This window comes from Methanocella sp. MCL-LM (assembly GCF_049676595.1).
Taxonomy (GTDB): Archaea; Halobacteriota; Methanocellia; order Methanocellales; family Methanocellaceae; genus Methanocella_A.
This window is the reverse complement of sequence record NZ_CP187259.1, coordinates 3038507-3064259: the sequence shown is the minus strand read 5'-3', so window position 1 is coordinate 3064259 and position 25753 is coordinate 3038507. Positions and strand designations below refer to the sequence as shown.

The following is a 25753-nucleotide window of genomic DNA, read 5'->3' as shown; positions in this document are numbered from 1 at the left end:
AAGTTACTTACTAATAACCTATCAATTAAAAAGCTTTTTATCCGGGCTTGTGCCGCAAGGCTTTTTTACAATTTTCTTAAAAAAAGAGGCACGTATTTCTACGTGCCTTTAACGAGCTTATGCGAACCATCTGTCGTAGATGGTCTGGTACCTGCCGTCTGCCTTTATCTTGGCGAGGGCCTGGTTGATGGCTGCGGTAAGCTCCTTGTTCTCCTTGTTGATCACGATGCCGAAGTACTCGGTCTCGCTGAGGGGTCCTGCAAGGGAGTAGTCACCCGGGGTGTCCCTGTAGTAGGGCTCGCACACGGGGTAGTCGCCTACGACTGCCTCGACTTCACCCTTCTTGAGGGCCATGAAGGCCTCGTTCATCGTGGCGTAGGACTTGACCTTGTCTTCCGGCATGCCTTCGATAGCCTTGACGGCGTCGAAGCCGACGGTGCCGGCCTGAGCGCCGACAACCTTGCCGACCAGGTCAGAGGAGTTCTTGATGGTGCTGCCGGGCTTGGTGACGATGGCCTGGCCTGCGGACTCGTAGTACCAGTCAGAGAAGTCGACAGACTGCTGCCTGTCCGGCCTGATGGTGAACGCCGAGATGGCGCAGTCGAACTTGCCAGCCTGGACAGCCGGGATGATGGTGTCGAAGGCGTGGTCGGTGTACTTGACCTCGAGGCCCAGTTCCTTGCCGATCTCGTTCATGAGGTCGATGTCAAAGCCGTAGAACTCGCCGGTAGTCGTGTTGATGTTCTCGAAGGGCGGGTAGTGCGCTTCGGTAGCGACCGACAGGACGCCCGGAGTCATGGTCATGTTGCCGGTAGCGTTGGCCGCCGGGGTTACGGTGACATTGGCTGCCGGGGTTGCCGTGACGTTGGCCACCGGGGTGGCGGTCGGAGTCGTGCAACCGCTGACGACGAGTACGAGCGTCATCAGAGCGATAGCAATAATCGATATTGCAGATAATTTCTTCAAGTTTATACCTCCCGTTTACCATGCGCCGGAAAATTTGCTGTGCCATGATAAATCATAGCAGCCGGCCGGCGCCTGATAAGTTGAATCATATGCTTTATCGGGCGTGTAGATATTAAACTTTTGTAAACGCTTAGAGGTTTATCTTTACCACCATAAGCAACTAGTAGTACTAACATGGCCACTCCTACCCTCGGTACTATCGCGCTGCCTTCCGCGAAGGTCATGCTTCTGCCCTCCCTCAAATATGCTTTTATATATGATTCAGCTCTATTATGGCAATCGAAGCGCTCGCAATGACTGACTATCTGGACAGAATCCGGCAGAATATCAAGCTCAACTACGTTTACACGGCACTCATGAACACCGCTCTGGACAGGGCTATCTGGATGCTGTTCCTGAGCATAAGGGGCATGAGCCTGTTAGAGATAGGGCTGATCGAGTCCGTCTACCAGCTTTCCATGCTGGTCTTCGGAGTGCCCGCCGGGGCCATCTCAGACATCCTCGGCCGGAAGACCTGCCTGATCCTCTCGGTGATAGCCAAGATCGCTGCTTACTTATCCATTCTCTTCTCGCACGATTTCCTCGGCTTTGCGATTGGGTTTGCGCTGAACGCGGTATCTGTTGTCCTGTACAGCAGTACCTCGGAATCGTTTACCTATGACACATGCAAGCTGACCGGGCAGCAGGTCAGCTATAAGCAGGTGTATGGCAACGTCCTTGCGGTCACGTTCATCGCCGCCGCAGCGGGCATCGCAGCAGGCGGCTTCATGGCCAACGTCTCGTACGAGTGGGTCTACTATGCCACCATCGGCATCCTGCTCTGCGCGCTGGTGCCGGCGCTCATGTTCACCGAAACTCGGAAAGCGGTGGACAGCCTGCACCGGCCTGGCCTGAAAGAGCTGCTCACCCGGTCAGTATCGCTTATCACCGGCAATCCGGTCATCCTGTACCTGCTGGTCATCTCAGCCATTATCACAATGGTGGACATGACTATCTACATGTACTCCCAGAAGTACTTCGAGGCGATGGCCATCCCCGTTTATGTAATCGGGTTAATCCTGTGCGTGGACTCGATCTGCGCAGCGCTCGGCGCGAGATACGCCCGGGTGCTGGAGAGGTTCAGCAACCGGGACATTGTCATCATAGTCCCTGCAGTCATCATGTTCATGTACATCCTGTTCGCTATCGTCGACTCGCCCATCGCAGTCATTTTCCTCTGGATCGCCACTATGTTTGTCGTCGGGTTCTGGCCCATCCTCAGCGATCTCCTCAACAAGAGAGTTCCGACCGAAAACCGGGCTACCGTGCTCTCCATGAAGTCCCAGCTCAACAGCCTGGCGATCATGATCATCTTCCCGATCGTCGGCTTTATCGCTGAAAGATCCTCTATGTCCCTCGCCTTCCTGTGGCTTATAGCGTGCATAATACCGCTGATCGCTTACTCGGTGATGAAGATTAGGAAGGTCGCTTTTTAGGCTTGGACTAAACCACGGCGGCACGGCTCCCTATCCCGACAACTATAGAGCAGATGTTCTAACCACGGCGGCACGGCGGCACGGGGACAATTTGAGAAACGATGGCTGGATGGTTATTTGAACCACGGCGGCACGGCGGCACGGGGACAATTTGAGAAACGATGGCTGGATGGTTATTTGAACCACGGCGGCACGGCGGCACGGGGACAACCTGTATCTCAATAGATAAGCACTCTTTTTATTGATCCACGGCGCCACGGCGCGCTGACGGCACGGAGACAAATGTGTTTCGCTTCCTTCAGCTATTGAACGAAAGTCAGGCTGAAACCCTTAGATAGTAAGCTTATGGTTAATGCCCTATCTCCGTGTCGCCGTGGACTAAAAAAGAATAACCCGTTACAGGTAAGGTTGTCTCTGTGTCGCTGTGCCGCCGTGGTTATAGTTACCATCTGGTTGTAGTAGTTCGCAGTTGTCTCTGTGTCGCTGTGCCGCCGTGGTTAGAAATCTCGGGGTTGTTCGTGGTTATTGGCTCAAGCGACGATCTGGTTGCCGGTGGCCACCCACTCTCTTATCCCATGGACGAGGCTGCGGACGTCGGAGTAGCCGTATACTCTGAGGAACATGGTGGCGTAGGCGGAGCGGATGCCGCTGGCGCAGTAGGCGACGATTTTGAGGTCTTTCTCGTGCGGCAGCTCGCTGACACGCTTCGGGAGCTCCCTGACTGAGATGTTGACCGCGCCGGGGATGTGGCCCGATGCATACTCGTCCCGCTCTCGGACGTCTAAAAGCAAAAGCTTGGTGTTCGATGCGATCTCCTGCTTCAGCTCCTCTGCTGTAACAGTGTTCCAGTCCGAAGGGGCGGTCATGATGTAGCTTTCCATCGCTGAGCAGATGTCGTCTTTAAGAGCCATAGCTTGATCAAGGACTTATTAAAAGAAATATCTGATGCCGGGAATTATCAGTAGCCGGCAGGGCACCTTATGGCGAAGTGCCCGTAGCCGGTCAACTGTGCCCGGTTTCCACACATACTTGAGGATTATACGGGCAGTACTTTCCTATCGTACGCGTCGTTCATGATCTCCGCACAGGCGAGGTATATCGCCGACAGGCCGCAGAGGATGCCTTCGTAGCCCGCAAGCGTCTTGATCCAGGCAATTCCTGTGTAGTCGCCGATAGCCAGCAGGAAGAACAGCACTGTCAAGGTGCCGAAGACGATCTGCAGAACGACGTTCTTTTTTAACGTAGCTATGAACATGAATGCCGTAAACAGGCCCCATACTCCGAGGAAGAAGGCCATCGAGGTGTTGTCGACTTTGTCCGCCCAGCCCCAGCCGGGGAACTGGAGAAGAGCGACCAGCGCAATCCAGAACATGCCGTAGGATGTGAAGGCTGTCATGCCGAAGGTGTTGCCCTTTCTGAATTCCAGGATGCCTGCGATCACCTGGGCGAGGCCGCCGTAGAAGATGCCCATGGCAAAGATCATCCCGAGGCTGGTTGCCGATATGATGCCGGCATTGTGAAGGTTGAGCAGTACGGTGGTCGCCCCGAAACCCATCAGTCCAAGGGGAGCCGGGTTGGCGAGGGCCGAAACATTTTTAGCTGCGTTCTCCAGTTGTGATACTGACATTAAGATGTCACCAAAACATCATGAATGTTCATTACATTTATAACTTGCGATTGTTAACGATTGTTGCATCACTTATCTGGTTTCTTGATCACAGGCATAACTGCTGCGGACTGGCCGGCGCTACGCCGAACGGCCCGGAAAAATGCCCGCATGAAGCCCATAATAAAGATTATCTCCTGACACGTATTATTTACTGAAGAATCGAGTTCCGCGGCTTAATCCGGCCCGCGGGCATAGCCAGAAGAACTATCGAGCCAATCAATAATCGGTAAGTGATTCAACATGGTTGATTTAAGAGAGAAGGTCGTGCAGGACCGGGGTATCATTGCCAGGATCCAGAGCGTGATCCCGGGGTTCAGCGGGTACCGTGCAAACGAAGACTTAAGGGCCGCGGACAATATGCTCCGCATTCAGGTGGCGGACCGGCTGGCATCGATCAGGGGCGACCTTGAGGCATGCAGAACTATCTTAATGGACAACGGGCAGCTGGAAGGCCTCGACAAGATCGGGGTGCTCGTCAGCAAGTTCAAGACCATCGAGGGCGAGATCCGGCACGCTGCTCAGGGCTACTCGGGTATCAGCGCTAAGGTAAAAGTCGGGGAGGCCGAACTGAACAAACTGTATGAATACGACCTGAACCTGACCACGCTGCTGACCGAAATCGGTGGAGAGGTCGGCAAAGTCAAATCTCTGGCCGCCGCGGGCGGCCCGGACTACAAGCAGGCGCTGTCCCAGCTCGCGATCAAGCTCGACGGCTTGCAGGGCACGAACAAGAGGCGGATGGCCTTCATCACCGGCACAGAGGTGTGACATTCATGGGAATCATCAACCAGAACAAGAGAGACAATATCCTGGGCGCGGCTACGATCGCCTGGGAAGAGAACGAGAAGCGCGGCAACATTATGTACAAGGTGCCCCGGAACATCCGGTTCAACGATAACATCGTCGTCCGGGAGGACGAGATGGCCGTCTTCTACCGGGATGGCAAGGCCCTGGACTACATCGACCGGCCTGACCGGTACGCGCTCACGTCCATGAACGCGCCTATCATCGGCAAGATCGTAGAATTCCTGTCCGGCGTCAGGCAGGACGCAGAAGTCTACTATATCCAGAAGCGGGTGTTCGACGGCAAGTTCGGCAGCAAGCAGCCTTACGTCTTCCGTGACAAGGACTTCGGGCTGGTCAACCTCAGGGTGTTCGGCGAGTTCCGGTACAAGGTCACCGGCGCCATGAACTTCATCAACCAGTTCGTGGGCACCTTCAGCTACACCACCTCGGCCGACGTCGAAGAGCGCATCAAGGACCAGGCTGTCGTCGTCCTGTACGACGTGCTGGGCGATGCCAAGAACGGCGGCATGGGCGTTGCAGACCTCGCCGCAAATCTGACCAACATAGAGCAGGCGTGGCTGGAGCGGTCCAAGGCTCACTTCGAGCCTTACGGCATCACCATGGACAAGCTCTCCGGGCTGTACATCACCATGCCGGAGGAAGTCCAGAAGGCGGTCGACACCAGATCGTCCATGGGCGTGCTGGGCACCAATTACATGCAGTACCAGACCGGCCAGGCCATGCGCGAGGCCGCCCAGAACCCCTCGGGCGGCGGAGCAGGCGCCGGCGTCGGTGTCGGCGCGGGCATCGGCATGGGCTACATGATGGTCGACCAGATGCGCCAGATGGGCCAGCAGCCTCAACAGCAGCAGCCTCAACAGCAGCCTCAACAGCAGCAGGCTCCCGCCGGCACCCCGTGCGTAAAGTGCGGTGCCTCTGTTCCGCAGGGTGCAAAGTTCTGCCCGGGCTGTGGCGCGAAGCAGGAATCCGCTACTTGTAGTAAGTGCGGAGCCTCTCTGCCCCCGGGGGCCAAGTTCTGTCCCTCCTGTGGCCAGCAGGCCGGCGGAGACCAAGCATGCCCCAAGTGCGGCACTAAAGTAGCGGCCGGCAGCAAGTTCTGTCCGGGCTGCGGAAATCAGCTAGGGTGAAAAACTAATGGCAGAGATCAGGTGCACCCGGTGCGGTGCACCCATACCTTTCGACTCCGGCGTCAAGTTTGTCAAGTGCAGCCATTGCGGTACGCAGCTGTACATCGACAAGAGCGGCGCCGGGTTCTTCTACATCATGCCTTTCTTTATCCAGCGGTCAAACGCTGAAGGCATCTTCAAGCGCTGGACAGCCGGGGCCAAAATGGCCCGGGACCTGGAGCGGGCGGCGAAGATCACCGACTTCAAGCAGCTCTACTTCCCGGTCTACCTGTTCAGGCGGAACATCGCCGGCAAGGAAAAAGTGTTCGTCGAGCCGGCCAAGTCCACGACCATGCCCGGGCTTCACGCCCTGAAAGTCCCCGCGGGCGACCTGAAAATCTTCGACGAGAGCTACAGTACCGGCGGCATCGAACTGGTCAAGCCGGACATCGAGATGACCGCTTACCTGTCGAACCTCGAGGGCAACCCCGTGGAACAGGCGCTGGTCTTCTTCCCGATCTGGGCCTTACAGTACGAGTATAAGGGCAACAAGTTCCCCGCCGTCATCGACGGCTCGTCAGGCGAAGTCTACACCGGCCAGTACCCGACCAGAAAAGCGGCGCCCTATCTGCTGATCGCGGCCGCCTCCTTTGGAATCTTCTTCCTGGAAGGCCTCGCTGGTTTCATCTTATCCCTGGGTGCGGGAGATGCGGCAATCCTCGTCTGGATCATCGTCCTGCTGGTCGCGCTCTTCACCATCCCGTTCGTCACGGCGGCGGCCTACGTAGTAGTCAGGAGGTTCTGACATGGGCATCTCTCTATCCATGAACTGCCCGAACTGCGGCGGCGACGTGAGCGTCGACGAAGGGACGAAGTATCTCTCGTGCAAGTACTGCTCTGCTGTCCTGTCGATCGAAGGCGACGACGGCGTCCACCGGATCACCTTCAGGAACCGGGTAAACCGGGAACAGGCGATCGCAGAAGTGCGGATGTGGTGGAAAGGCGGGTTCAAGGCCCGGGACCTGAGGCGGCGCGGTGAAATCACCGAGTGTTACCCGATCTACGTGCCTTTCTGGCGCCTTCGGGCAAGGGCCGCGGGCTGGGTCTGCGGCTACAAGAACGTGCAGCGAAACAAGCGCACAGAGCGGGTGCCGCTGGAAAAGATGGTGGCCCGGGACCTCGACTGGACGCAGGTAGCCAGCGACGCAGGCGATATCGGCATCGAGCGGCTGAGAAATCTTGAAGGGGAGGCGGTCATTCTCGACGAGGGTAGCATCCCGACCTTCGAGGCCACGACGTCAAGCACCGATGCCCTGAGCGCGGGGATGTCCCAGGTCCGGTCGGAAGCAGTATCCTATGCAGGCGTGCCTCATGTCACGTTCCAGCAGGTGAACGTGATACCAAGGGGCCTGTCGTTGATCTTCTACCCGATCTGGATGGTCCGGTACAAGTACTCGGACCGCATGTACTTCGCTACCGTCGATGGTATCACCGGCCGGGTCCTTTCGGGCAGAGCGCCGGGTGACTACCTGTGGCGGAGCATCACGATGGCCGTGGGTATGGCCGTCGGCGGAGTCGGCATCGGTTTTAGCGCCTGGGTCGGGATGGCTACCGGGTCCGAAGATGGCTGCGGCTTAGCGCTGTTCCTGATAGCGGGCTGTCTGGCGATCGCTGCCGGTACGTTCGGGTTCTTCAGGTACGGCTCGGAGATGACCGCGGGCGACGTCAAAGGCGGGTACAACCTGTTCAAGGATAACAAGCCGGATGCGGAGGACGCCGCGTTCGAAAAGATTGCACCGTCGCTGTTCGGGAGGTGACCGGGTGACCAAAATCGTACATATCTACTGTCCGAACTGTAAAACTCCAATGTTCTCCAGGGACGTGGACAACGTGTTCCTGTGCGACAACTGCGGGACCATGCACGTCCGCAGCAATGGCAACGTGGAAACGATCGGCTACGAGTTCGGGGCCTTTGACCTGACTGTAAAGGGCGAAGGCGAGCGAGTCTACCTGCCCTTCTGGGTAGCGGACGTGCAGTTCGACATCCACGACATCAGCGCTCAAGGCGGTGGCCTCGGGAGCTTGTTCGGCCTCCTCGGCGGTGGCCAGGCCAGAAACGGCACGATCGTAATGTACCTGCCTGCCTACGACATGGACCCCCAGCATTTCAAGGAAGTATCCATGTACCACACGGGCAACCACCCGCAGTATAAACCGGCGAAGCCGGAGCCCGGCGTCAGGAGGCAGAAGTGCACGCTGACCGCGGACCTGCTACCCCAGATGGCGGACTTCATCTTCGTCACCGGCATCGCAGAGAAACCCGGCACCCTCCAGCGGCTCGACTACACGCTGAACGTCACCGGCAAACGGTTAATCTACCTGCCCCATTACTCGCAGGGAGAGCGGTACAAGCCCGGCTATTAATGCCGGGTTTCTTTTTTCACATTGAAACCGATGGACATCGGGAGTCCGCTCTACCACAGCGACACAGAGATAACGATGAACCGGTAACACAAGATAAAAGGATTGAACCACGGCGGCATGGCCCTTTATCCCAACAACTGTAGATCAAATCTTTGAACCACGGCGGCACGGCGACACAGAGACAATGCGGTCCACAATGGGCCAGTGGTAAATAGAACCACGATGGCACGGCGACACCAGGACATTCGTGAACCGGTAAAAGTGAACTCTTTTTTAGTCCACGACGACACAAAGACAGAGCATTAACCATAAGCTTACTATCCAATCGTTTCAGCCTGACATTCGATCAATAAACTGAAAGAAGGGAAACATATTTGTCTCCGTGCTGTCAGCCCGCCGTGCCGCCGTGGATCAATAAAAAAGGTGTCTTGTTATTCGGGTACAGGTTGTCTCCGTGCCGCTGTGCCGCCGTGGTTAGAACCTCTGTTTTCCAGTAGTCAGGATAAGGAGCTGTGCCGCCGTGGTTCAAACATCTGATTTCCACTGTGCCGTTAAGGTAGATAGATATCTTGGCCTATCGTCCGTAAATTCCGGTCAGGCTGCCCTCTGCTATCACATGCTCTTTCATCGCGGTGAGCAGCTGGTTTTTGGTCATGCCGGGTGTCAGGTTTAGCTTAGCGTCGAGGGCGTAGAGCTTGAAGATATACCGGTGCGGCTTGCCAGGCGGTGGGGATGGCCCGTTGTAGCCGATGTTGCCCATGCTGTTCTTCGTCTGGATGGCGCCGTTATCAAGCTCTTCTTCCTGCCTGACGCCGGCAGGCAGGCTGGTGAAGCCGCTGGGTATGTTGTAGATGATCCAGTGAGTAAAGATTCCGCCCGGGGCATCCGGGTCGTCGCATATGAGCACGTATTCGCTGACGTTCTCCGCCGCAGACCAGCTCAGGGGCGGGGACATGTCGTCGCCGTCTGCTGTGTACTTCGCTGGTATAGTCTCTCCGTCCTTGAATGCCGGGCTTGTAACCTCCAGTGCCATAACCTGTGTAGCCATGTTATCCTCCGCCTTCAGGTCGCCGGGAGAGGCCTGCCGTCCGCAGCCTGAACCAGCAGTGGCCGTCAGTACGATCAGCAAGGCCAGTATCGCCAGTATTCTTTTCACTTAACATCATCCCGCGTGCCTGATACTGATCAATCTCAGGGTCAGGTTCATTATATTATTCCACGCCATCGCCGGCTTACTTTTTTATCGTTTGTCTGCATATGACAATTAGTGATCTTATGCCCGAAAAGAAATCTAATACCGAGAACCTGATGGCCCGCCCGATCGATCTCGCAGGGCTCGCCGAATACCAGGCCGGCGCCGTCGTGAGCAGGGAAGTCATCCGCAAGAAGACTGGAACAGTCACAGTTTTCTCCTTCGACGAGGGCGAAGGCCTGAGCGAGCATACCGCACCCTTCGACGCGATGGTCTACATCCTCGACGGCGAGGCCGACATTATGGTCAACCACGTGACGCACAGGGTAACCGCCGGGCAGATGATCATCTTCCCGAAGGATGCCATCCACTCGCTTACCGCAGTAAAAAGGTTCAAAATGCTTCTGATCATGATCAGATCAGAAGCTTAAGCTTCTTTTTCACGCCAGCCCAAATCTCTTGTAGGCCAGGTATGACAGGAAAAAGGTCGCCATGCTGAGGCCCCAGGCCATCTGGACCAGGCTGTCGATACTGATCGTGGCGCCGAGTCTTGTGGCCACCGCTATCAGAGTGATCAAGACTATTGCCATGATAAAGCCGTTGCGGGAAGCCAGCAGCGAGCACCTTGCCGACCGCTCGTCCTGGGGCTCGCCTTTGCTCTTTTTGGTTACCAGCGCATAGATGGCGAGCAGTATCAGCAGCGCAATGACTGCCACAGTCAGCCAGAGCACGTACTCCGGGTAAACCCCCGTCACCAGCAGCACGGCGAACGTCAGCAGTATCACTATGGCGATTTTTGATTCTTCAGTTTTAAACATTGGTATCCTCCTCGAATATGTCCTCGATCTTCACACCGAAGCACCGGGCCAGCTTGAACGCGAGCGACAGTGACGGGTCGTACTTCTGCTTCTCGATGGCGACGATCGTCTGCCGGGAAACACCTACCCGGCTCGCCAGGTCTTCCTGTGTCATATCATGCCGGGCCCTCAGTTCCTTCAGGCGGTTAATCATACATGTAAAGTATACTTTACTTTTAGTATATATAACTTTACATTATGTATGGTTAGGTTTACATTTGACTTGAGAAGTTTAACTGAAAAAAGTACTGGCTTCTACTCTCTGCGCTTCAGCGCCGGCGCTGGTTTTCGGGTGGCGCCACGGGTATGTATTCGACGCCGGGCCTCCTGGAGCTCATCTCCATCTTGTAGAAGTCCATCAAATCGTATACTGCGGCCGGGATGCCGATCCTGATGCAGCTGCCGAAGAGCTCCAGGGCTTTTTCGGGGAAGATCGGGTAGTCGTGGGTGTATTTGCCGCTGACCAGCTCGGCGAGGATCGTCTCTATGTTGGGTTCGCCGCACTTGCCTTTGATGATCTCCCGCACCAGGTCCTTCATCTGCTCCTGAGCCTTTCGGGCATCGTCTGCGAGGATAAAGGTGGTATCCGCGATCTTTTCCGGCGGCTTATTCTGGAGTACGCTCAGGATGGATGAGGCGGCATAGGCGCCGTCCTTGCCTGCAAGCTGGGGGTCGACAGGTCCGAGGACTGCGTGGGGGTCCATCAGTATCTCGTCTGCAGCGAGGGCTATCAGGGTGCCGCCGCTCATGGCATAGTGAGGTACGATGACCGTCTTTCTGGCCGGGTGGGATTTCAGGGCCAGCGCGATCTGGGTGGCTGCCAGCGCAATACCTCCGGGGGTATGCATGATCAGATCTATGGGCACGTTAGCGGGTGTCGTCCTGATGGCGCGCAGCACCTCTTCACTGTCGTCTATATCGATGTACCTCGAAAGGGGAATGCCCAGAAACGCTATCGTTTCCTGGCGGTGTATCAGCGTGATTACCTGGGATTTGCGCTCCCGGGAAATGCGCTTCAGTATCCTCTGCCTGGCCGAGTTTATCATGTAGCGCTGCAGGATCGGAATGACGAACAGCAGGACGAACAGCACTATCCAGGCGTAGTTCAGCAAGCCTGCCAGCGCGGAAACGATCTCGTTGAAAACCGTGTTATCAGCCCCATAGTGGTATCTGCCCCCGGCTTGATAAACCAGTGGTTAAGGATTTTACAGGTAATGAATTCGCTAGTACATTTTTTATCTCCACTAAGTGACGATTAGACCGAGGTGGAAAACTATGTGTATCAGCTGCGGATGCGGGATGCCCCACGATAAGCACAATAATCCGGACCTTATCTCGATGGAGGATTTGCAGAGGGCCGCGAAAGCCGCCAACATGAGCGTGGACGATGCCGTCAAAAACATGGCAGACTCCGTGGGCATGAAGTGCAACAAGTGAGGACCTAAAACTTTTTTATATTATTCTTTTTCTTTCGAGGCATCCAATACATGATATAAACATTAATATTGGTGTACAATCATATCTGATTACTAAGCGGGGAATTGAGTATTAATGGTATGAACGGGCAGCTACTGAAGCCTGGTTCGGCTGTACCTGCAGAAGGCTGTATTGATCATGTGGCTGCAGCGATTGTACATGCTGCGCTGCCCTTTGCTGTTCTGGATCAACAAGGTAAGATAACCCTGTGTAATAAGGCTTTTTGCGACATGACCGGTTACAGGTACGATGAAATTGCACAGGTCGATCTGCTTACCGGCCTTGTTCCCGAAGGGTGGAGAGAACCCATCCTGAAGATGCTGAAAGCTCGCAACGCCGGAAACTCCGGGGGTAAGATCGAGTTCGAGATGATCAGAAAGTGCGGCCACAATTTGTCGGTCTGTTCTGTCATGAACTACGTTGACAGCACGGCATCTCTGCCCCCTTACTATATTATGTTCTTTTCAGACCTGACAGAGCAAAAGTTGGCGGAAGCCACCTCCTCCAAACGCGAATCGAGAATGGCGAGGGCGCTGCGGATCGCCCGCATCGGCACGTGGGAAGTGGATGTGGCGACGGGGCTGTTCACCTGTTCCGACGAAGTGCTCCGGATCGCCGGTGCAGGGCTGGGGCCCAGTGCGATACTTATCGGGAAGCTTTTTCAAAGGTTCGTGTATGCAGACGATTCCGATCGAGTCTGCCAGGAGTTTAAGGAGCTTATCGATGGCAGCGGTACGATCGATACTACCTTACGCATCGTCCGCCTGGATAACTCGGTACGCATCGTCAAAGTCGAGGGGGAAAGGATACCCGGCTCGGATGGTAAACCTGCCCGGCTCTTCGGAACCATCCAGGACATCACCGAGCGAAAGCACGCCGAAGACGAGCTGAAGGCTGCCAAGGCACAGGCTGAGCTGTACGTGGACCTGATGGGCCACGACATCAACAACATGAACCAGATTGCCATGGGCTACCTGGAGCTGGCCGAAGGCATCATAGAGGCCCACGGCTCGCTGGGCGTCGAGGACAGGTTTTTAATCACCCGGCCTATCGAGACCCTGCGCGACAATTCCCGGCTCATCGACAACGTCCGGAAGATCCAGAAGAGTAAAGCCGGCGTGTATAAGACCGAGGATATCCAGATCGGAAACCTTCTTCAGGAGGTCATCTCCCGGTTTTCGGGCATAACCGGGCGGGACGTCAGGATCAACTTAGTCTCTTCATGCTCCTGCATGGTGATAGCTAACGAGTTGCTCAAGGAAGTGTTTCTGAACCTGATCGGAAACGCCATCAAGCACTCGACAGGGTCGCTGTCGGTCAACATCACGGCCGAGAAGTGCGAAGAAGACGGGTGCCCCAAATGCAGGGTGGCCATTGAGGATGACGGGCCGGGCATTCCCGACGATCTGAAGAAGAAGCTCTTCGACCGGCTGTCTCTGGAGAAGACCCGGGCCAGCGGCAAAGGCTTCGGCCTGTGCCTCACCAAGATTCTCGTGGACGACTTCAACGGCCGGTTCTGGGTAGAGGACCGGGTGGCAGGCGATTACTCGCAGGGATGCAGGTTTATCGTGCTGCTGCCGACGTTTGACAAGTGTGAGAAATGAAGATCGATCGGGCTGATAGCCTGCAATTTAGATAACCTAAGCCCCAACAAAGGGTGGGACTATAACAAAAAACTTTAAAACAATGTAGTGGGCCCGAAGGGATTCGAACCCCTGATCCCCGCCGTGTAAAGGCGATGTCATAACCAACTAGACCACAGGCCCGCTTACTTTTTCAATAAACACCATCATAACTCTTATACTTTTTGCATGAAAACGCTGAATGAATGGTTAAAGTTCCAGGGCCGGCAGATCTTCCCAACCGGGGATGCGAGGGGTTTTGGGAGGTATAAAAATGGATACTTTCCCTCGCATCAGGTTTGGTTTGTTCCGGTTATCATAGGCGAGATCGAGACCCCGCGTATGATCAGGACAGGGCTTGTGCGTGGGACGTAGTCCCGCCCTGCAGTTTGGGGTGATATCTTTGCTAATATAGCACAACTGTCGCGCCGGGGTTACCCTGCACGCAAATAAGTGATTGGCTATTTGGTATAAATACTTTTAGTGCATGGGTGAATGTTATAGATATAAATTGGGGAAAATGGTAAAAGTTTTACGATCGAGGGACGAGTAGTCGGCCATTTCAGAAGATTTTTCAAATAAAAAGATATGGGGGAACTCCCCCGTTTACCTGGACGGAGTTTCCCTGTAGGTTTTCCATTTCCCGTAGCAGTCCTGCAGGCTGGAACCTACGCTTCTGATGTCGCCGCAATCCTCGCAGACGGCGAACTTTTTTCCCTCCTTCTCGAAGTAGACTACTTTTACCCGGTTACCGCTGCATTTCCTGCAACTCGACCCGCTCGCTACGGGCACGCAGCCGTCAGTCACTTTCGATACCTGCTTATGCATTCGCCACGACCGTCACTGCGCCACTTTGTAGTCTTCGATGAGCATGTCCAGGATCTGCTCGGGCTCCATGTCTCCGAGGTCGGCGCGCTCCAGATACCTGACTATGTTCTTGACCTGCTCCACGTTCTCCTTGTTGAGCTTCATGATGCTCTCGTAGGTACGCTGCTTGAGCTCCGGGGTTATCTTCTTCATCCGCTTGCCGCTCATTCCGGTGGTATCGATGACGATGCCGATGCCCAGCACGAAGCGGTACGGGAAGTTGTTTTCGCTGTGCCACGACTGCCGCGACTTCTTGATCGAGATCATGCGGTTGCCCATAGTGACGCTGGATATGTGGAGGATGGTATCCGCGAGGTACATCGGTATGATCGTCTCGCTGCCGGTCAGGTCGCCCGTAGTTCCGTGTTCTTCTATGGTGCTCAGGACCGTGCCCATGCGCTTGGTCTCTTTAAACAGCTGGGAGATTAGCATGCGCTGGTCGTACTTGCTCTCGTTAGCCCAGATTACCGGGGTCAGCGGATCGACGACTATGCGGGCGCTGGAGCCTTCCCATTCGCTGACAAACCGCGGCAGCTCTTCCTTGATAAAGTCGGCCAGGTCTTTGCCCGCGGCCTCCAGGAAGACCAGCGAGCCTTTCTCGACAAACTTTTCTATATCCTCCCAGCCCATATTCCGGGCCTCTTCCATGATCTGCGATCGAGGCTCTTCCAGAGTGATGTAGATCGCGTCGGATCCGTTCTCCAGCCCCTTACGGAGGAATTGCAAAGCCATGGTTGTCTTACCTGTGCCAGCTGAGCCAACTAGAATAGTTGCGGAATGCTCGTTGAAACCCCCGTCGAGGAGGCTGTCTAAGCCTAGAATGCCAGTCTTGAGCTTTTTCATCTGTTCACCTTACCATCCTGTCGATTATCTGTTCGGTGGTTACCGTACCAAAGTGCTTCTCTATCTCTCTCAGCAGATCGTGGCTGAAAGCGCGGAACTCCTCGCGGTTCTCCCGCAACCGGCTTTCCTGCACATCCCTGCCCATATCGACGTTATTCAGGTGGCTGTTGATCATGTCGGCGACAGTATTCATCTCGAGCATCATCGAGACTACATCGAACTCTTTGTCGAGAATGCAGCCGACGATGCCATTTTCCATACTGTAGAAGATGACCGACCCTTCTTTTGTCTCGAATATGGTTCTCCGGAGCGGCACGTTTCTCACGCTTTGCATGAGCGGCGCCAGCTTCCTGACGATCTGCATGAGCGAGCTTTCTTTCTGCTTAGCGACTGACGTGGCAGTCGCCGTAGCGACCGCCGATGTGGTCGCCATAGTGTCCTGAAAGACCTGTGTTACGGTCTCCCCTGTCCTGGAAATCAGGAACGCGCCCAGGACGCCTTTCCTGTCGAGCAGCCTGCTTAAGTCCTGCTCGACGTTATTTTTCCAGCTCTGTTGTACTCTCCTCCTCAGCCTCTGGGGCTCTTCCACAGCCAACCTCTCCCGTCTATTCGGTTGTTATTTTAATAATTACCTCATCATAAAATAAATCTTTCTACTGCCGCAAAGATTTTTCATGATTGCCCGGAAGTTATTATAATTAGTTGAAGATATAAAAAACTATTGTCTGGCAGGCCACAAATCCGCTCTAAGCGCGTAAGGCCTACGGGCCTGCGATATCACTGAGATTTGCGGTAAAACGGCGGTAGTGCGGTGAAAGCTGAAGAAAAGTTCTTCTGACACCCCGCAGAGCGTTCTCTCCTGGTGCCAGAAGCCCTGCCAGGGTCTGAAGAGGTATAAAAAGATGATCGGCTACGGTACGATCATTTCCCGACCGCACAGCCGATATAATACGCCCCGGCCTCGTGAGCCGCAGGCTCAGAACACTTCGGATTCCGAGTGAACGGCTATACCCTCGTCAGTAATGTCGTAGGGCTTGATACTTCTGGAGTGCCTGTGCCGGCGCATCTTGACGACTTCTGCCGCCAGCTTGACGTCCCGGAGCTGGTCAGGCCGCACGTAGCGCAGAATGATGACGCCGTCTGCCACGTACTCGACCAGCCCGTAGCGGCTGGAATATGCGTCGGTCCTCGAGGCCTCTGAAGTGATCAGGGCGGTGACCCCGGTTTCCTTCAGGATGGCGAACATCTCGAACAGGTTCAGCCGGCGTTCTGCCTCGTCGGAGAACATCATCTCGAAGAGGGTGATCGAGTCGATGACCAGCCGGGTTGCCCCGAAGGTCTTGATGAGCCGGGGCATTTCGTTCTTGATCCGGGCCAGGGTGGTCTTGATGTCGTTGGGGTCGAGCCTGATGAGGATGAGGCTGTTGTTATCGACGTAGGACTGCAGATCCCAGCCGTAGCCTTTAGCGGAGTCGATGATCTCGGTTTCCCGCTCTTCGAGGCTCATGTAGACCGACTTCTCGCCGTTTTTCAGGCCGTTGACCAGGAACTGTAAGGCCAGCGTTGACTTGCCCGTACCCATACCTCCGACCACGACAATCATGTGCTTTTCAGGAAACCCTCCCTGCAGCAGCTCGTCCAGCCCTCGTACTCCTGTGCTTAGTAAGTTCATGGTAATTACCCCGGTTATTGTTATCTGCCTATGATCTCTCTGATATTGGACACTTCAAATCCTCTGCTCGCCGAGACTTTGGTCTCGAAGCGGACTACGTTGTCGTCTTCAAGGTACGGCAGCAGCCCTCTGAATTTCTTGATGTACATCATGCGCTGGCGCTGGTTAGCTCCTGTCGCTTCCCAGTTGAAGACCAGGACACCGTCAGCGCAGTCGGATACTTCTTCCTCGTTGGTGTGATCGAAGATCTGGGAAGTCAGCAGCGCGTAGATGGTGGAATTCCACTGCTTGGACATGCGTTCGATGCCTTTCAGGAGCGACACGAAGTCAGCCCAGGATACTTTGTCCGCCACTGTGCTGCGCAGCAGGTCGGTCAGCGAATCGATGATCACCAGGTTATTTGGCGCGTGCGTGTCGAGCGTCTCGATCAGCGACTCGAAGAGGGACTTAATTTTCTGCGACGATTTCAGGGCGCTCAGAGAATCCATACCCCCGGATGTCCAGTGGCTGGGCACCTGGGTTCTCGCAAAGTACGTGGAGGACAGGTCGACGAAGGTCAAGTTCTCCGCCAGGTCTGCGGCCTTCGCTATCTTCATCGTGGCAAAGCTCTGCAATACGTTTTCCTTCGCCTTTGTGAACGATATGTACACGATCTTCTCGGGCAGCCTCGTCTCCGGCCTCAGCTTCACGCCGTCCTTCTTCATCTGGGAGAGCATGAGGGCGGACGAATACACAAACTCCTGGCTCCCGGCACCGACTTCGCCCAGGAGGAGCACGAAAGCTCCAGCCGGGAATCCGCCCTTGATCACCGGATCGAAGGAGGGTATGCCTGTCGGAATTTTATTATTCGTGGTCTCCATAAGTTGTCCTTCCGTGTCGTATTCTATAATGTCCTTAACACCAGCTATATACTTTTAGAGCCTGTGTTTTTTCCAGTCCTTATTTCACTACCTTGACATATATGTATGGCGCGTTTGATTTAACCTTATTGTTACCAGCGGATAATTACATAAATGTAATGAAATAAACCTCCGATTTGCATACGGAGGCTATATTTTCTTTCGAATAATTAATTACACCCGAATTCAACGATAAAGGTTATAACGAATGAAAATAGACAGATTTTAGTTATACTACAGCAGGTGGGTTTCCTCCAGGTAGCGATATTATTATGACCCGGTTTATTCCAGCAACTTTTACCCTCATCGCTCCGGCGGGGGGTGAAATACCAGCTATGGCCGAAGAGCAGAAGATCGATGACGCCGAGTGTCGGCTAAAGAAGATGCCTCTGCCCGGCAGCCCTGAAATACTGGTATGCCAGGACGATGCATCCCGTAAGCCTCCGGCAGCCATCCTGACAGATGGTGTGACTGAGGTAGAGCGATACTGGCTGAAGGAGCCTTTCTCGTATGCGGTCATACTGTACGATTCCCGGGCCAGGGAGTACACCTACAACATCAATGAGCCCGTCCTCTCCGAGTTCGAGACTGAGTTGCTGGAACGCCTGTACAGCGATATGCGCGATATCCTGCTCCGCAGCGACCTGGGCCACGGGGGAGCTAACCGTTCGGATGTTCTCCGATCCCGGTGCGATAAGCTGCTGGGGATCTACGGCATCAGGCTGGACAAGGCTTCCCGGGACCGAATGCAGTACTACCTGGAGCGGAACTACCTGGGCTACGGCAAAATCGACGCGCTGATGCACGACGGCCAGATCGAGGACATATCCTGTAACGGCGTCGACATCCCGATCTTTCTCTTCCACCAGAGGTACCAGAACATCCGTACTAACATAGCCTTCAGGGAAGAGGAGCTCAACTCCATAGTAGTCAGGCTGGCGCAGCGCGGGGGCAGGCACATCTCCGTCGCCATGCCCATCGTCAGCGCCACCCTGCCGAACGGTTCCCGTATCGAGGCCACTCTGGGCAGGGAGATCACCACCCGGGGCAGCTCTTTCACTATCAGGAGGTTCCGGGCCGATCCGTTCACCCCGGTCGATATCCTGAACTACAACACTATGTCCCTGGAAATTCTGGCGTACATCTGGCTGGCCATCGAGAACAACCGGAACCTGATCTTCGCAGGCGGCACAGCGTCCGGTAAAACCTCCTCGTTGAACGCCGTATCGCAGTTCATACCGCAAAACTCCAAGGTCATCACCATCGAAGACACCCGGGAGCTGACACTCTACCACAGCAACTGGATCGCTGGTCTTACACGCGAGTCCCAGATGCAGGGTAACTCGGTGGAGATCGAAATGTACGATCTGCTGAGGGCAGCCCTCAGGCAGCGCCCGGAATACATCATCGTAGGCGAGGTGCGGGGCAAGGAAGCGCTCACGCTGTTCCAGGCCATGAACACCGGTCACACTACCTACTCGACCATGCACGCGAGCTCTATCCAGGCAGTGGTCAACAGGCTGCTGAACGAGCCCATCAACGTGCCCAACATGATGCTCACCTCGCTCAACATCGTCTGCATCCAGGAGCTCGTCTTCATCGGGGGCAAGAAGCTCCGCCGGAACAAGTCCATCGTGGAGATCACCGGGGTCGACCCCAGGACGAACAATCTCAGGATCAACGAGCTGTACAGGTGGAATTCTGTAGACGATACGTACGAGACCATGGGCGACTCTGTCGTGATGGCCGACATCATGGCCCGGCGGGGATGGACCCGCAACCGCCTCGACACCGAGATCGAAAACAGGTGTAGAGTACTCGACTACCTGCGCCACAAGGGCATACGCGACTACCGGCACGTTACCACGGCTATTAACGCCTACTATGTGATGCCGGTGGAGGTCATGGAAATGATCGGAAACGATACGTTCGCAAAAGCCCTGGGCGAGGGAATTGGAAGGTAGCCCCGATGGTCAGCGCTCTGAACCCCCTCGACAGCCCGGCATACCGGCTGTTCGGCAAATATGCCCGCCAGAACCGCTCCACCTACTATGACCTCGAGGTGTACCTGCGCAAGGCTAACATCGCGGTGCCGCTCGATATCTACGTATCCCGCATGCTGTTCATCAGCACCCTGGGCGGGCTTTCAGTTTCGCTGATCAGCCTGCTCACCGCTTTACTCGTCAAGCTCACCTCTGCGGCGGGCACCTTTGTGCCGTGGAAGGTATCTCCGGCCGATAGCATCCTGCTGCAGGTGATCAGCAGCGAGCTTTTCCTCGCCTTCCTCCTCATCAGCCTGTCCTTCCTGGGCACCTTTGTCTCGGCCTACCTGATATACCGGAACTATCCGCTGTACCGGGCCAGTGTCAGGCAGACGGCCATCGACCAGATGCTGCCCCACGCGGTGACATTCATGCACGCGATGAGCAGCGGCGGCATGAACCTGCTGGACATCTTCCGCACGATCAACCACCACCGGGACATCTACGGCGAAGTGACCATCGAGCTCCAGGCGGTCGTGCGAGGCGTCGACCTCCTCGGCATGGACCTGATCACCTCGCTGCGGCAGGCAGCCGCGATCACCCCTTCCGATCACCTGAAAAACTTCTTCGAGAGCACCGCCACCCACATGGAAAGCGGCGGTGACCTTGCTAAGTTTCTCCGCACCAGGGCAGACCAGTTCCAGGCAGTCGCCGCCCAGGAGCACAAAACGCTGCTGGAGCTGCTCAGCATGCTGGCCGAAGTGTACGTCACGGCATTCGTGGCCGGGCCGCTGTTCCTGATCACCATTCTGGTTTCGATGGGCATGGTATCCTCTGGTAACTCGGGTCAGCTCGAACTGCTGGTCTATGTGGCGATCCCGCTGGGCTCGATGATGTTCATATGGATTCTCATCGCCATGGGACTGGAAAGCGGCGACACTAAAATTCTCGTGCACAGGAAGCCACTGGACGAATTTGCAGGGGTGAAGAAGGCTCCTGACAATTCGAAGTCGGCCCGAATCATGAAGCAGGCAGAGCTTCGCTACCGGATCCGCAGGTTCATGGATAACCCGGTAAACTCCTTCATCAACAAGCCCTACCAGATTCTGTACTTTACCGTGCCAGTAGCCATCCTGCTGTTTATCGGCTTGGCTTACCCTTACCTTAACCTGTCTTCCCACAGCCTATCTTCGTTCAGTCTCCCTTCCTACCGAGTGATCTCCCTCGTGGACGATTTCCTGCTGCTTTCGGCGAGTGTGGCCCTGGTGCCCTTCATCGTCTGCTGGGAACTGCGGTCGAACCGGATCAGTAAAATGGATGCCGCCGTTCCGGAATTCCTGAAACGGCTCGCCTCGTTCAACGAGTCAGGGCTGACCCTGACGATGGCGATCAAGGCGCTGCTCAGCTCGAACCTGGGCGTGCTCAACTCGGAGATCAGGAAGATCTGGACGGACATAGAATGGGGGGCCGACGCCAAGGAAGCGCTCATCCGGTTCGAGTACCGGGTGAACACGGCTTCCATCCGCAGAGTAGTCACGCTGATCACCAAGGCCAGCGAGTCCAGCGGCGACATCAAGGAAACCCTTTCCATAGCGGCGGCAGATGCCGCAGCCACTCAGAGCGAGAGAGAAGAGCGGTTCCTCAACATGCTGCTGTACCTGTCGATCATCTACATCTCGTTCTTCGTGTTCCTCTACATCCTGTATACCCTGAGCACCGTGTTCCTGCCCGTAGTGCCGGCCACTCCGATCAACGATCAGCTGAGCGTGGCTTCGGCAACCGGCACGGCAGCGGCGCTCTCCGGCGGAATCGACGTACCTCTGTACAAGCTGCTCTTCCTGCATGCAGTCCTGATCCAGGGCCTGTTCTCCGGGCTGGTCGCGGGCATGATGGGCGAAGGCAACGTGTACTCCGGACTGAAGCACTCGGCGATCATGATCTTGATCGGCTATGTCGTATTTATGTTGTTCATCTAGGTGGGCTATGATACAGAAAGGTAAAACGAGGGAAAAGGCGGACGACGCAGTCTCCGAAGTTATCGGCGAGCTGATGATGCTCGTGATCACAGTCATGATCTTCGTCATCCTGATCGCCGCAGTGAGCACCATCATCTCCAAGCCCCGTACCGAGATCGTCCACATGGACGCCCTGGCCCAGAACGACACAGTCCTGGCCATCAGGCACGCCGGCGGTGACACCGTCGCCTACGGCCAGCTCGCCGTAGTCATCAACGGCCACCTGATCCCTGCCCGGGCAGATGACCCGAACGGCAACGACCGGTGGGATCTGGGGGAGAACTTAGTCGTCTCCGGAGTAGACACCACCCATAGCTTGAGTGTTCTGGTCTACGACAGTATCACTAACAATGTCCTGGGTGACTTTACTGTCGATACCCTGCCGGCCGGATTGCCTGTGGCTCTGCCCAGCGCGACTCCGGCTGTAACGCCAACTGTATCGCCTACAGTTACTCCCACTGTAACCCCTACTGCCACACCCACGCCGCAGCTGCACCACTTCACTATAACAGCGACGAACCCCTGGACGAACAGCGGCGGTACCTTGACGGTAACCGCCTACGACCAGAATAACAACATATTTACTGGCTACAGGGGAAGTGTATACTTCAGCTCCGACGATAGTCAGGATGATTTCCAGTACTACAACAATGGTCACTCCTACACGTTCACGGCAGCTGATAGTGGAGTTCACGTATTCGGGAATACCGAGCTGGATAGAGATTCACATACGCACCGGATCACCGTGAGACAGCATCAGGGTCCGAGTGGATATGTCGATGTATTTTACTAGCGAGACGATCAAAATGTCTAACATTAACAATAGGTTCGGACAGAACGTCCTCCTCAGGGTGATCACATGCGCATGATTCGATCCGACAGCGCAGTATCCAACATCGTAGGCGCCGTCCTGGTCCTCTGCCTGATCATCACAATAGCTGCGGCTGCCAAGATGGTGTACGTGCCTGACATGAAGAAAGAAGCCGAGTCCATGCACATGCAGAACGCTATTGAGGACCTACAAAACCTGAAGATGCAGGTGAGCACCATGCAGGCATCTTCTGTGAATGGCAACGGTTTCTCGAGCAGTGCCCCGCTGGAGATGGGAGGAGGCTCCCTACCAGTGATCGATCCTTCCTCGTCGAGCGGCACGGTTACTGTGGACCCTGCCTACGGGAACTTTTCCATCGTCGCGTACACCCAGGACCTGGTGCACACCAACGGTACGATGCTGTTGACGACTTGTGGCCCGGCGCCGATGGGGCGCCTCGTCTATACTGCCAATAACCACTACTACGTCGATCAGCAGGTAGGCTACGAAGGCGGCATGCTCGTACTATCCCAGTACGGCGGCCAGGCGATGATCTCCTCGCCACCCATTTCCGTCATCCGGGTGACCGGCGATCCGAATACGACAGCTATCGTGGCGGCCAATCCACCGAGAATCGTCGGATCCCCGCAGAGCCTCAGCTCTACAGGCACCAGCACCATCAGGACTACCATTCTGCCAGTCAACAATGTAATTAATGCTAGCAAGGTGACGAATGTCACCATTACGGTGAAGAGCAATAATTCCCAGCTCTGGTATTCCTACTTCGATCAGATGATGAACACATCAGGCCTCACCAAAGACACGAACTACAAAGTGACCCGGTTAGACCCTGAGACTGTCAGCCTCTGGGTCCAGGGATCAGGCATGAAAAAGGATGTCTTCCTGTCCTCTATCGACTCGCTGGTGATCACCCAGATCGACGGCTCCCAGCAGGTGATTATACCGCCGGCTAACCCGTCGCCCACGCCTACGGCAGCACCTACGCCTACGCCAAGCCCGTCGCCTACCGCTTCGCCCAGCCCGTCCCCGTCGCCGAGCCCCAGCCCCAGCCCCAGCCCGAGCCCGAACCCCACGCTCACCTCTTCCACGTCGAAGACCATCATCAGCAGAGGTGGAGGGGTGCTGGGAACTCAGTATCTCGTGGACGTGAAGTTCCAGGTGACTAACACAGGCTCGACCCCGGCGACAAGCGTGACGGCTACCTGCACTCCGCCTACCACGGGCCTGTTCGGGGTGACAGACGTCGATCTGGTCAACGATCCCAACAACAATCCCTCGAACATAGCGCCGGGTAGTAGCGTCACCTACGTGTGGAGGTACCGGGTGGACTTCTGGATCCTGTCGATTATAGACCCGCACGGGACGTTCACCTTTAGCGCGACCGGGACGAATACTAATACGGCATCTAGCTCTGTGACGCTGAACTATGGGGAATGACAAATTCCTCATAGCTCTAGTTTTTTATCCTTGTCAAAGGATATAATATCCTTGAGCTCTTTCTATATAGCAAAATTTTAGGAGATGTGTATTTTGGCTACGCTGAACGAAGCGGCAAAAGTAGCGATGAGAGACGTCATGGGCCTGAGGGAAGGCGAAGAAGTTTTGATCATCACTAACTTCGAGGGAGAGGTATTCCCTATCGCGAAGGCGATCTTCGAGGAGACGAAAGCGCTGGGCGGCAAGCCTGTCATCATGGTTCAGGAGATGAAGACGACCTACACGTACGCCGAGCGGCTGGTCAGGAAAGCTATCGAGGCAGAGCCCGACATCTACGTCTCGCTGTCCGCCCACAAGCTGGGCAAAGACCCGCACGGGCTGAACATCGGGTACGTCGGCCGGGACGGCAAGAAGTACCAGCACATCATCGACAAGGTCATGGATGGCGACAAGCGGGTAAGAGGCTTCTGGTCTCCGACTACCAACGTGGCCATGTTCGAGCGCTGCGTAGCCGTAGACTACAAGGCCATGCAGGAGGTCGCAGCCCGCCTCAAGAAAGTGCTGGACGCCGGCAAGGAAGTCCACGTCACCTCTCCGGGCGGCACCGACGTCACCTTCTCCATCGACGGCAGAAAAGCGATGCTGGACGACGGCGACTACTCCGCCCCCGGCTCCGGCGGCAACCTGCCCGCAGGCGAGACCTTCATATCTCCAGTCGTGGCGAGCACTCGCGGTACCATCGTCTTCGACGGCACCATCGACCTGGTCCCCAAGGCTATGATCCCGAAGCAGCCGGTCAAGCTGAATTTCAAGGACGGGTACGTCGAAAAGATTACCGGCGGAGAAGAAGCCACCGAGCTGTTGAACGTCATCATGAAGGGCGAGCAGATGGCCCGGGAAAAGGGCATGGTGGAGCAGGAGAAGAACTGCCGCCACCTCGGCGAATTAGGCATCGGCATTAACTACGCGGCTAAGATGACCGGTAACCTGCTGGAAGACGAAAAGCTCGGCAAGACCGTCCACTTTGCCATCGGCAGCAACTACGACTACGACGCAGAGGCCACCATCCACCAGGACTGCCTCGTCATGAACCCCAACATGTGGGTCGACGGCAAGCAGATCATGAGGAACGGCGACCTGCTGGATAACTTCTAAACCGGCTGCGCCGGCCAGAGCGCCGGCCAACTATTATTTTTCTCTCATGCTGGAACAATCACCACGGTGACACAGTGCATACCAGGACAGTGCGATCCACGACAAGCCAGTGGTAAATAAAACCACGGCGGCACGGCGACACCAAGACAGTGGTGAACCGGTATAAGTGAACTTCTTTTTATGTCCACGGCGACACCAAGACAGCGCATTAACCATAAGCTTGCTAACCAATCGTTTCAGCCTGACTTTCGATCGATAGACTGAAGGAAGGAAAACATATTTGTCCCTGTGCGGCCAGCCCGCCGTGCCGCCGTGGATCTAAAAAGAGGGTCTTGCTATTCGGGTACAGGTTGTCTCCGTGTCGTTGTGCCGCCGTGGTTTAAATAACCATCCTGCTATCGTTTCTCGATTTGTCTCTGTGTCGCCGTGCCGCCGTGGTTTAACTAACCATCCTGCT

General features: G+C 55.6%; 26 protein-coding genes and 1 tRNA gene. 14 read left to right on the top strand and 13 right to left on the bottom strand.

Annotated features, from left to right (window positions below):
* Positions 1–117 precede the first annotated feature (117 nt).
* A complete protein-coding gene (locus tag ACPLPM_RS15620; RefSeq protein ID WP_424357698.1) occupies positions 118–966 on the bottom strand; it encodes a basic amino acid ABC transporter substrate-binding protein in 849 nt (282 codons plus the stop codon).
* 272 nt (positions 967–1238) lie between these two features.
* Between ACPLPM_RS15620 and ACPLPM_RS15615 the strand changes: the two genes are divergently transcribed.
* The gene (locus ACPLPM_RS15615; RefSeq protein WP_424357697.1) at positions 1239–2441 is read left to right on the top strand and encodes an MFS transporter; all 1203 of its coding nucleotides are present in this window, start codon (positions 1239–1241) and stop codon (positions 2439–2441) included.
* Positions 2442–2971: 530 nt separating this feature from the next.
* Here ACPLPM_RS15615 and ACPLPM_RS15610 read toward each other — a convergent pair.
* Both ACPLPM_RS15610 and ACPLPM_RS15605 read right to left on the bottom strand, forming a co-directional pair.
* A complete protein-coding gene (locus ACPLPM_RS15610) occupies positions 2972–3352 on the bottom strand; it encodes a rhodanese-like domain-containing protein (protein ID WP_424357696.1) in 381 nt (126 codons plus the stop codon).
* A 125-nt stretch (positions 3353–3477) separates the two neighbouring features.
* On the bottom strand, positions 3478–4068 hold the full coding sequence (locus ACPLPM_RS15605; RefSeq protein WP_424357695.1) for an acetate uptake transporter: 591 nt from the start codon (positions 4066–4068) through the stop codon (positions 3478–3480).
* 282 nt (positions 4069–4350) lie between these two features.
* On the opposite strand from ACPLPM_RS15605, the gene ACPLPM_RS15600 reads away from it, so the two are divergent.
* Genes ACPLPM_RS15600 through ACPLPM_RS15580 form a run of 5 tightly spaced genes read left to right on the top strand, consistent with a single transcriptional unit; the run spans position 4351 to position 8447 of the window.
* Positions 4351–4878, top strand: coding sequence for a hypothetical protein (locus ACPLPM_RS15600; RefSeq protein WP_424357694.1), 528 nt, complete (start codon positions 4351–4353; stop codon positions 4876–4878).
* A gap of 5 nt (positions 4879–4883) precedes the next feature.
* The gene (locus tag ACPLPM_RS15595; RefSeq protein WP_424357693.1) at positions 4884–6044 is read left to right on the top strand and encodes an SPFH domain-containing protein; all 1161 of its coding nucleotides are present in this window, start codon (positions 4884–4886) and stop codon (positions 6042–6044) included.
* A 7-nt stretch (positions 6045–6051) separates the two neighbouring features.
* Positions 6052–6828, top strand: coding sequence for a zinc ribbon domain-containing protein (locus ACPLPM_RS15590; RefSeq protein ID WP_424357692.1), 777 nt, complete (start codon positions 6052–6054; stop codon positions 6826–6828).
* Position 6829: 1 nt separating this feature from the next.
* Positions 6830–7840, top strand: coding sequence for a hypothetical protein (locus ACPLPM_RS15585; RefSeq protein WP_424357691.1), 1011 nt, complete (start codon positions 6830–6832; stop codon positions 7838–7840).
* 4 nt (positions 7841–7844) lie between these two features.
* Positions 7845–8447 carry a hypothetical protein gene (locus ACPLPM_RS15580; protein ID WP_424357690.1) on the top strand — a complete coding sequence of 201 codons (603 nt, stop codon included), beginning with the start codon at positions 7845–7847 and terminating at the stop codon, positions 8445–8447.
* Between the two features lie 574 nt (positions 8448–9021).
* Here the strand turns inward: ACPLPM_RS15580 and ACPLPM_RS15575 are convergent.
* A complete protein-coding gene (locus ACPLPM_RS15575; protein ID WP_424357689.1) occupies positions 9022–9603 on the bottom strand; it encodes a YbhB/YbcL family Raf kinase inhibitor-like protein in 582 nt (193 codons plus the stop codon).
* 119 nt (positions 9604–9722) lie between these two features.
* On the opposite strand from ACPLPM_RS15575, the gene ACPLPM_RS15570 reads away from it, so the two are divergent.
* Positions 9723–10070 (top strand): cupin domain-containing protein, encoded by a 348-nt coding sequence (locus ACPLPM_RS15570; protein WP_424357688.1) that lies wholly within the window; start codon positions 9723–9725, stop codon positions 10068–10070.
* A 9-nt stretch (positions 10071–10079) separates the two neighbouring features.
* Here the strand turns inward: ACPLPM_RS15570 and ACPLPM_RS15565 are convergent, their stop codons facing one another.
* From ACPLPM_RS15565 to ACPLPM_RS15555, 3 genes are all read right to left on the bottom strand, one after another.
* Entirely contained in the window at positions 10080–10457 is a 378-nt protein-coding gene (locus ACPLPM_RS15565) for a hypothetical protein (RefSeq protein ID WP_424357687.1), read from the bottom strand.
* Positions 10450–10650 carry a helix-turn-helix transcriptional regulator gene (locus ACPLPM_RS15560; RefSeq protein WP_424357686.1) on the bottom strand — a complete coding sequence of 67 codons (201 nt, stop codon included), beginning with the start codon at positions 10648–10650 and terminating at the stop codon, positions 10450–10452. The genes ACPLPM_RS15565 and ACPLPM_RS15560 overlap by 8 nt, the downstream gene beginning before the upstream one ends.
* Before the next feature lie 115 nt (positions 10651–10765).
* Positions 10766–11629 carry an SDH family Clp fold serine proteinase gene (locus ACPLPM_RS15555; protein WP_424359998.1) on the bottom strand — a complete coding sequence of 288 codons (864 nt, stop codon included), beginning with the start codon at positions 11627–11629 and terminating at the stop codon, positions 10766–10768.
* A gap of 142 nt (positions 11630–11771) precedes the next feature.
* On the opposite strand from ACPLPM_RS15555, the gene ACPLPM_RS15550 reads away from it, so the two are divergent.
* Complete coding sequence (locus ACPLPM_RS15550) at positions 11772–11933, top strand: hypothetical protein (protein WP_424357685.1); 162 nt, start codon at positions 11772–11774, stop codon at positions 11931–11933.
* Positions 11934–12052: 119 nt separating this feature from the next.
* Positions 12053–13576: a PAS domain-containing sensor histidine kinase gene (locus ACPLPM_RS15545; protein ID WP_424357684.1), complete on the top strand. Its 1524-nt coding sequence runs from the start codon at positions 12053–12055 to the stop codon at positions 13574–13576.
* A gap of 88 nt (positions 13577–13664) precedes the next feature.
* Here the strand turns inward: ACPLPM_RS15545 and ACPLPM_RS15540 are convergent.
* The 6 genes from ACPLPM_RS15540 to ACPLPM_RS15515 all read right to left on the bottom strand — a co-directional run bounded on the left by ACPLPM_RS15540 (position 13665) and on the right by ACPLPM_RS15515 (position 17836).
* Positions 13665–13738: transfer RNA gene (locus tag ACPLPM_RS15540), tRNA-Val, on the bottom strand.
* Between the two features lie 462 nt (positions 13739–14200).
* Positions 14201–14422 (bottom strand): hypothetical protein, encoded by a 222-nt coding sequence (locus ACPLPM_RS15535; RefSeq protein WP_424357683.1) that lies wholly within the window; start codon positions 14420–14422, stop codon positions 14201–14203.
* Positions 14423–14434: 12 nt separating this feature from the next.
* Entirely contained in the window at positions 14435–15304 is an 870-nt protein-coding gene (locus ACPLPM_RS15530; protein ID WP_424357682.1) for an RAD55 family ATPase, read from the bottom strand.
* 4 nt (positions 15305–15308) lie between these two features.
* Complete coding sequence (locus ACPLPM_RS15525) at positions 15309–15899, bottom strand: hypothetical protein (RefSeq protein WP_424357681.1); 591 nt, start codon at positions 15897–15899, stop codon at positions 15309–15311.
* A 381-nt stretch (positions 15900–16280) separates the two neighbouring features.
* Positions 16281–16976 carry a KaiC domain-containing protein gene (locus ACPLPM_RS15520; protein ID WP_424357680.1) on the bottom strand — a complete coding sequence of 232 codons (696 nt, stop codon included), beginning with the start codon at positions 16974–16976 and terminating at the stop codon, positions 16281–16283.
* A 20-nt stretch (positions 16977–16996) separates the two neighbouring features.
* Positions 16997–17836, bottom strand: a complete 840-nt coding sequence (locus ACPLPM_RS15515; protein WP_424357679.1) for an RAD55 family ATPase — start codon at positions 17834–17836, stop codon at positions 16997–16999.
* A 374-nt stretch (positions 17837–18210) separates the two neighbouring features.
* On the opposite strand from ACPLPM_RS15515, the gene ACPLPM_RS15510 reads away from it, so the two are divergent.
* The 5 genes from ACPLPM_RS15510 (at position 18211) to ACPLPM_RS15490 (ending at position 25296) form a co-directional block, all read left to right on the top strand.
* Positions 18211–19839: a type II/IV secretion system ATPase subunit gene (locus ACPLPM_RS15510; RefSeq protein WP_424357678.1), complete on the top strand. Its 1629-nt coding sequence runs from the start codon at positions 18211–18213 to the stop codon at positions 19837–19839.
* 5 nt (positions 19840–19844) lie between these two features.
* Positions 19845–21833, top strand: coding sequence for a type II secretion system F family protein (locus ACPLPM_RS15505; RefSeq protein ID WP_424357677.1), 1989 nt, complete (start codon positions 19845–19847; stop codon positions 21831–21833).
* Between the two features lie 7 nt (positions 21834–21840).
* Positions 21841–22665, top strand: a complete 825-nt coding sequence (locus ACPLPM_RS15500) for a type IV pilin N-terminal domain-containing protein (protein WP_424357676.1) — start codon at positions 21841–21843, stop codon at positions 22663–22665.
* A 66-nt stretch (positions 22666–22731) separates the two neighbouring features.
* Positions 22732–24141, top strand: coding sequence for a DUF7289 family protein (locus ACPLPM_RS15495; RefSeq protein ID WP_424357675.1), 1410 nt, complete (start codon positions 22732–22734; stop codon positions 24139–24141).
* Positions 24142–24234: 93 nt separating this feature from the next.
* Complete coding sequence (locus tag ACPLPM_RS15490; RefSeq protein WP_424357674.1) at positions 24235–25296, top strand: aminopeptidase; 1062 nt, start codon at positions 24235–24237, stop codon at positions 25294–25296.
* Positions 25297–25753: the final 457 nt, after the last annotated feature.

Bases quoted from the DNA above. Each gene is read 5' to 3' on its own strand.
- ACPLPM_RS15560 (WP_424357686.1), bottom strand. From the start codon at position 10,650: ATGATTAACCGCCTGAAGGAACTGAGGGCCCGGCATGATATGACACAG.
- ACPLPM_RS15570 (WP_424357688.1), top strand. From the start codon at position 9,723: ATGCCCGAAAAGAAATCTAATACCGAGAACCTGATGGCCCGCCCGATC.
- ACPLPM_RS15590 (WP_424357692.1), top strand. From the start codon at position 6,052: ATGGCAGAGATCAGGTGCACCCGGTGCGGTGCACCCATACCTTTCGAC.
- ACPLPM_RS15600 (WP_424357694.1), top strand. From the start codon at position 4,351: ATGGTTGATTTAAGAGAGAAGGTCGTGCAGGACCGGGGTATCATTGCC.
- ACPLPM_RS15610 (WP_424357696.1), bottom strand. From the start codon at position 3,352: ATGGCTCTTAAAGACGACATCTGCTCAGCGATGGAAAGCTACATCATG.
- ACPLPM_RS15545 (WP_424357684.1), top strand. From the start codon at position 12,053: ATGAACGGGCAGCTACTGAAGCCTGGTTCGGCTGTACCTGCAGAAGGC.
- ACPLPM_RS15505 (WP_424357677.1), top strand. From the start codon at position 19,845: ATGGTCAGCGCTCTGAACCCCCTCGACAGCCCGGCATACCGGCTGTTC.
- ACPLPM_RS15515 (WP_424357679.1), bottom strand. From the start codon at position 17,836: ATGGAGACCACGAATAATAAAATTCCGACAGGCATACCCTCCTTCGAT.
- ACPLPM_RS15495 (WP_424357675.1), top strand. From the start codon at position 22,732: ATGCGCATGATTCGATCCGACAGCGCAGTATCCAACATCGTAGGCGCC.
- ACPLPM_RS15510 (WP_424357678.1), top strand. From the start codon at position 18,211: ATGGCCGAAGAGCAGAAGATCGATGACGCCGAGTGTCGGCTAAAGAAG.
- ACPLPM_RS15550 (WP_424357685.1), top strand. From the start codon at position 11,772: ATGTGTATCAGCTGCGGATGCGGGATGCCCCACGATAAGCACAATAAT.
- ACPLPM_RS15595 (WP_424357693.1), top strand. From the start codon at position 4,884: ATGGGAATCATCAACCAGAACAAGAGAGACAATATCCTGGGCGCGGCT.
- ACPLPM_RS15565 (WP_424357687.1), bottom strand. From the start codon at position 10,457: ATGTTTAAAACTGAAGAATCAAAAATCGCCATAGTGATACTGCTGACG.
- ACPLPM_RS15500 (WP_424357676.1), top strand. From the start codon at position 21,841: ATGATACAGAAAGGTAAAACGAGGGAAAAGGCGGACGACGCAGTCTCC.
- ACPLPM_RS15615 (WP_424357697.1), top strand. From the start codon at position 1,239: ATGGCAATCGAAGCGCTCGCAATGACTGACTATCTGGACAGAATCCGG.
- ACPLPM_RS15530 (WP_424357682.1), bottom strand. From the start codon at position 15,304: ATGAAAAAGCTCAAGACTGGCATTCTAGGCTTAGACAGCCTCCTCGAC.
- ACPLPM_RS15520 (WP_424357680.1), bottom strand. From the start codon at position 16,976: ATGAACTTACTAAGCACAGGAGTACGAGGGCTGGACGAGCTGCTGCAG.
- ACPLPM_RS15535 (WP_424357683.1), bottom strand. From the start codon at position 14,422: ATGCATAAGCAGGTATCGAAAGTGACTGACGGCTGCGTGCCCGTAGCG.
- ACPLPM_RS15605 (WP_424357695.1), bottom strand. From the start codon at position 4,068: ATGTCAGTATCACAACTGGAGAACGCAGCTAAAAATGTTTCGGCCCTC.
- ACPLPM_RS15585 (WP_424357691.1), top strand. From the start codon at position 6,830: ATGGGCATCTCTCTATCCATGAACTGCCCGAACTGCGGCGGCGACGTG.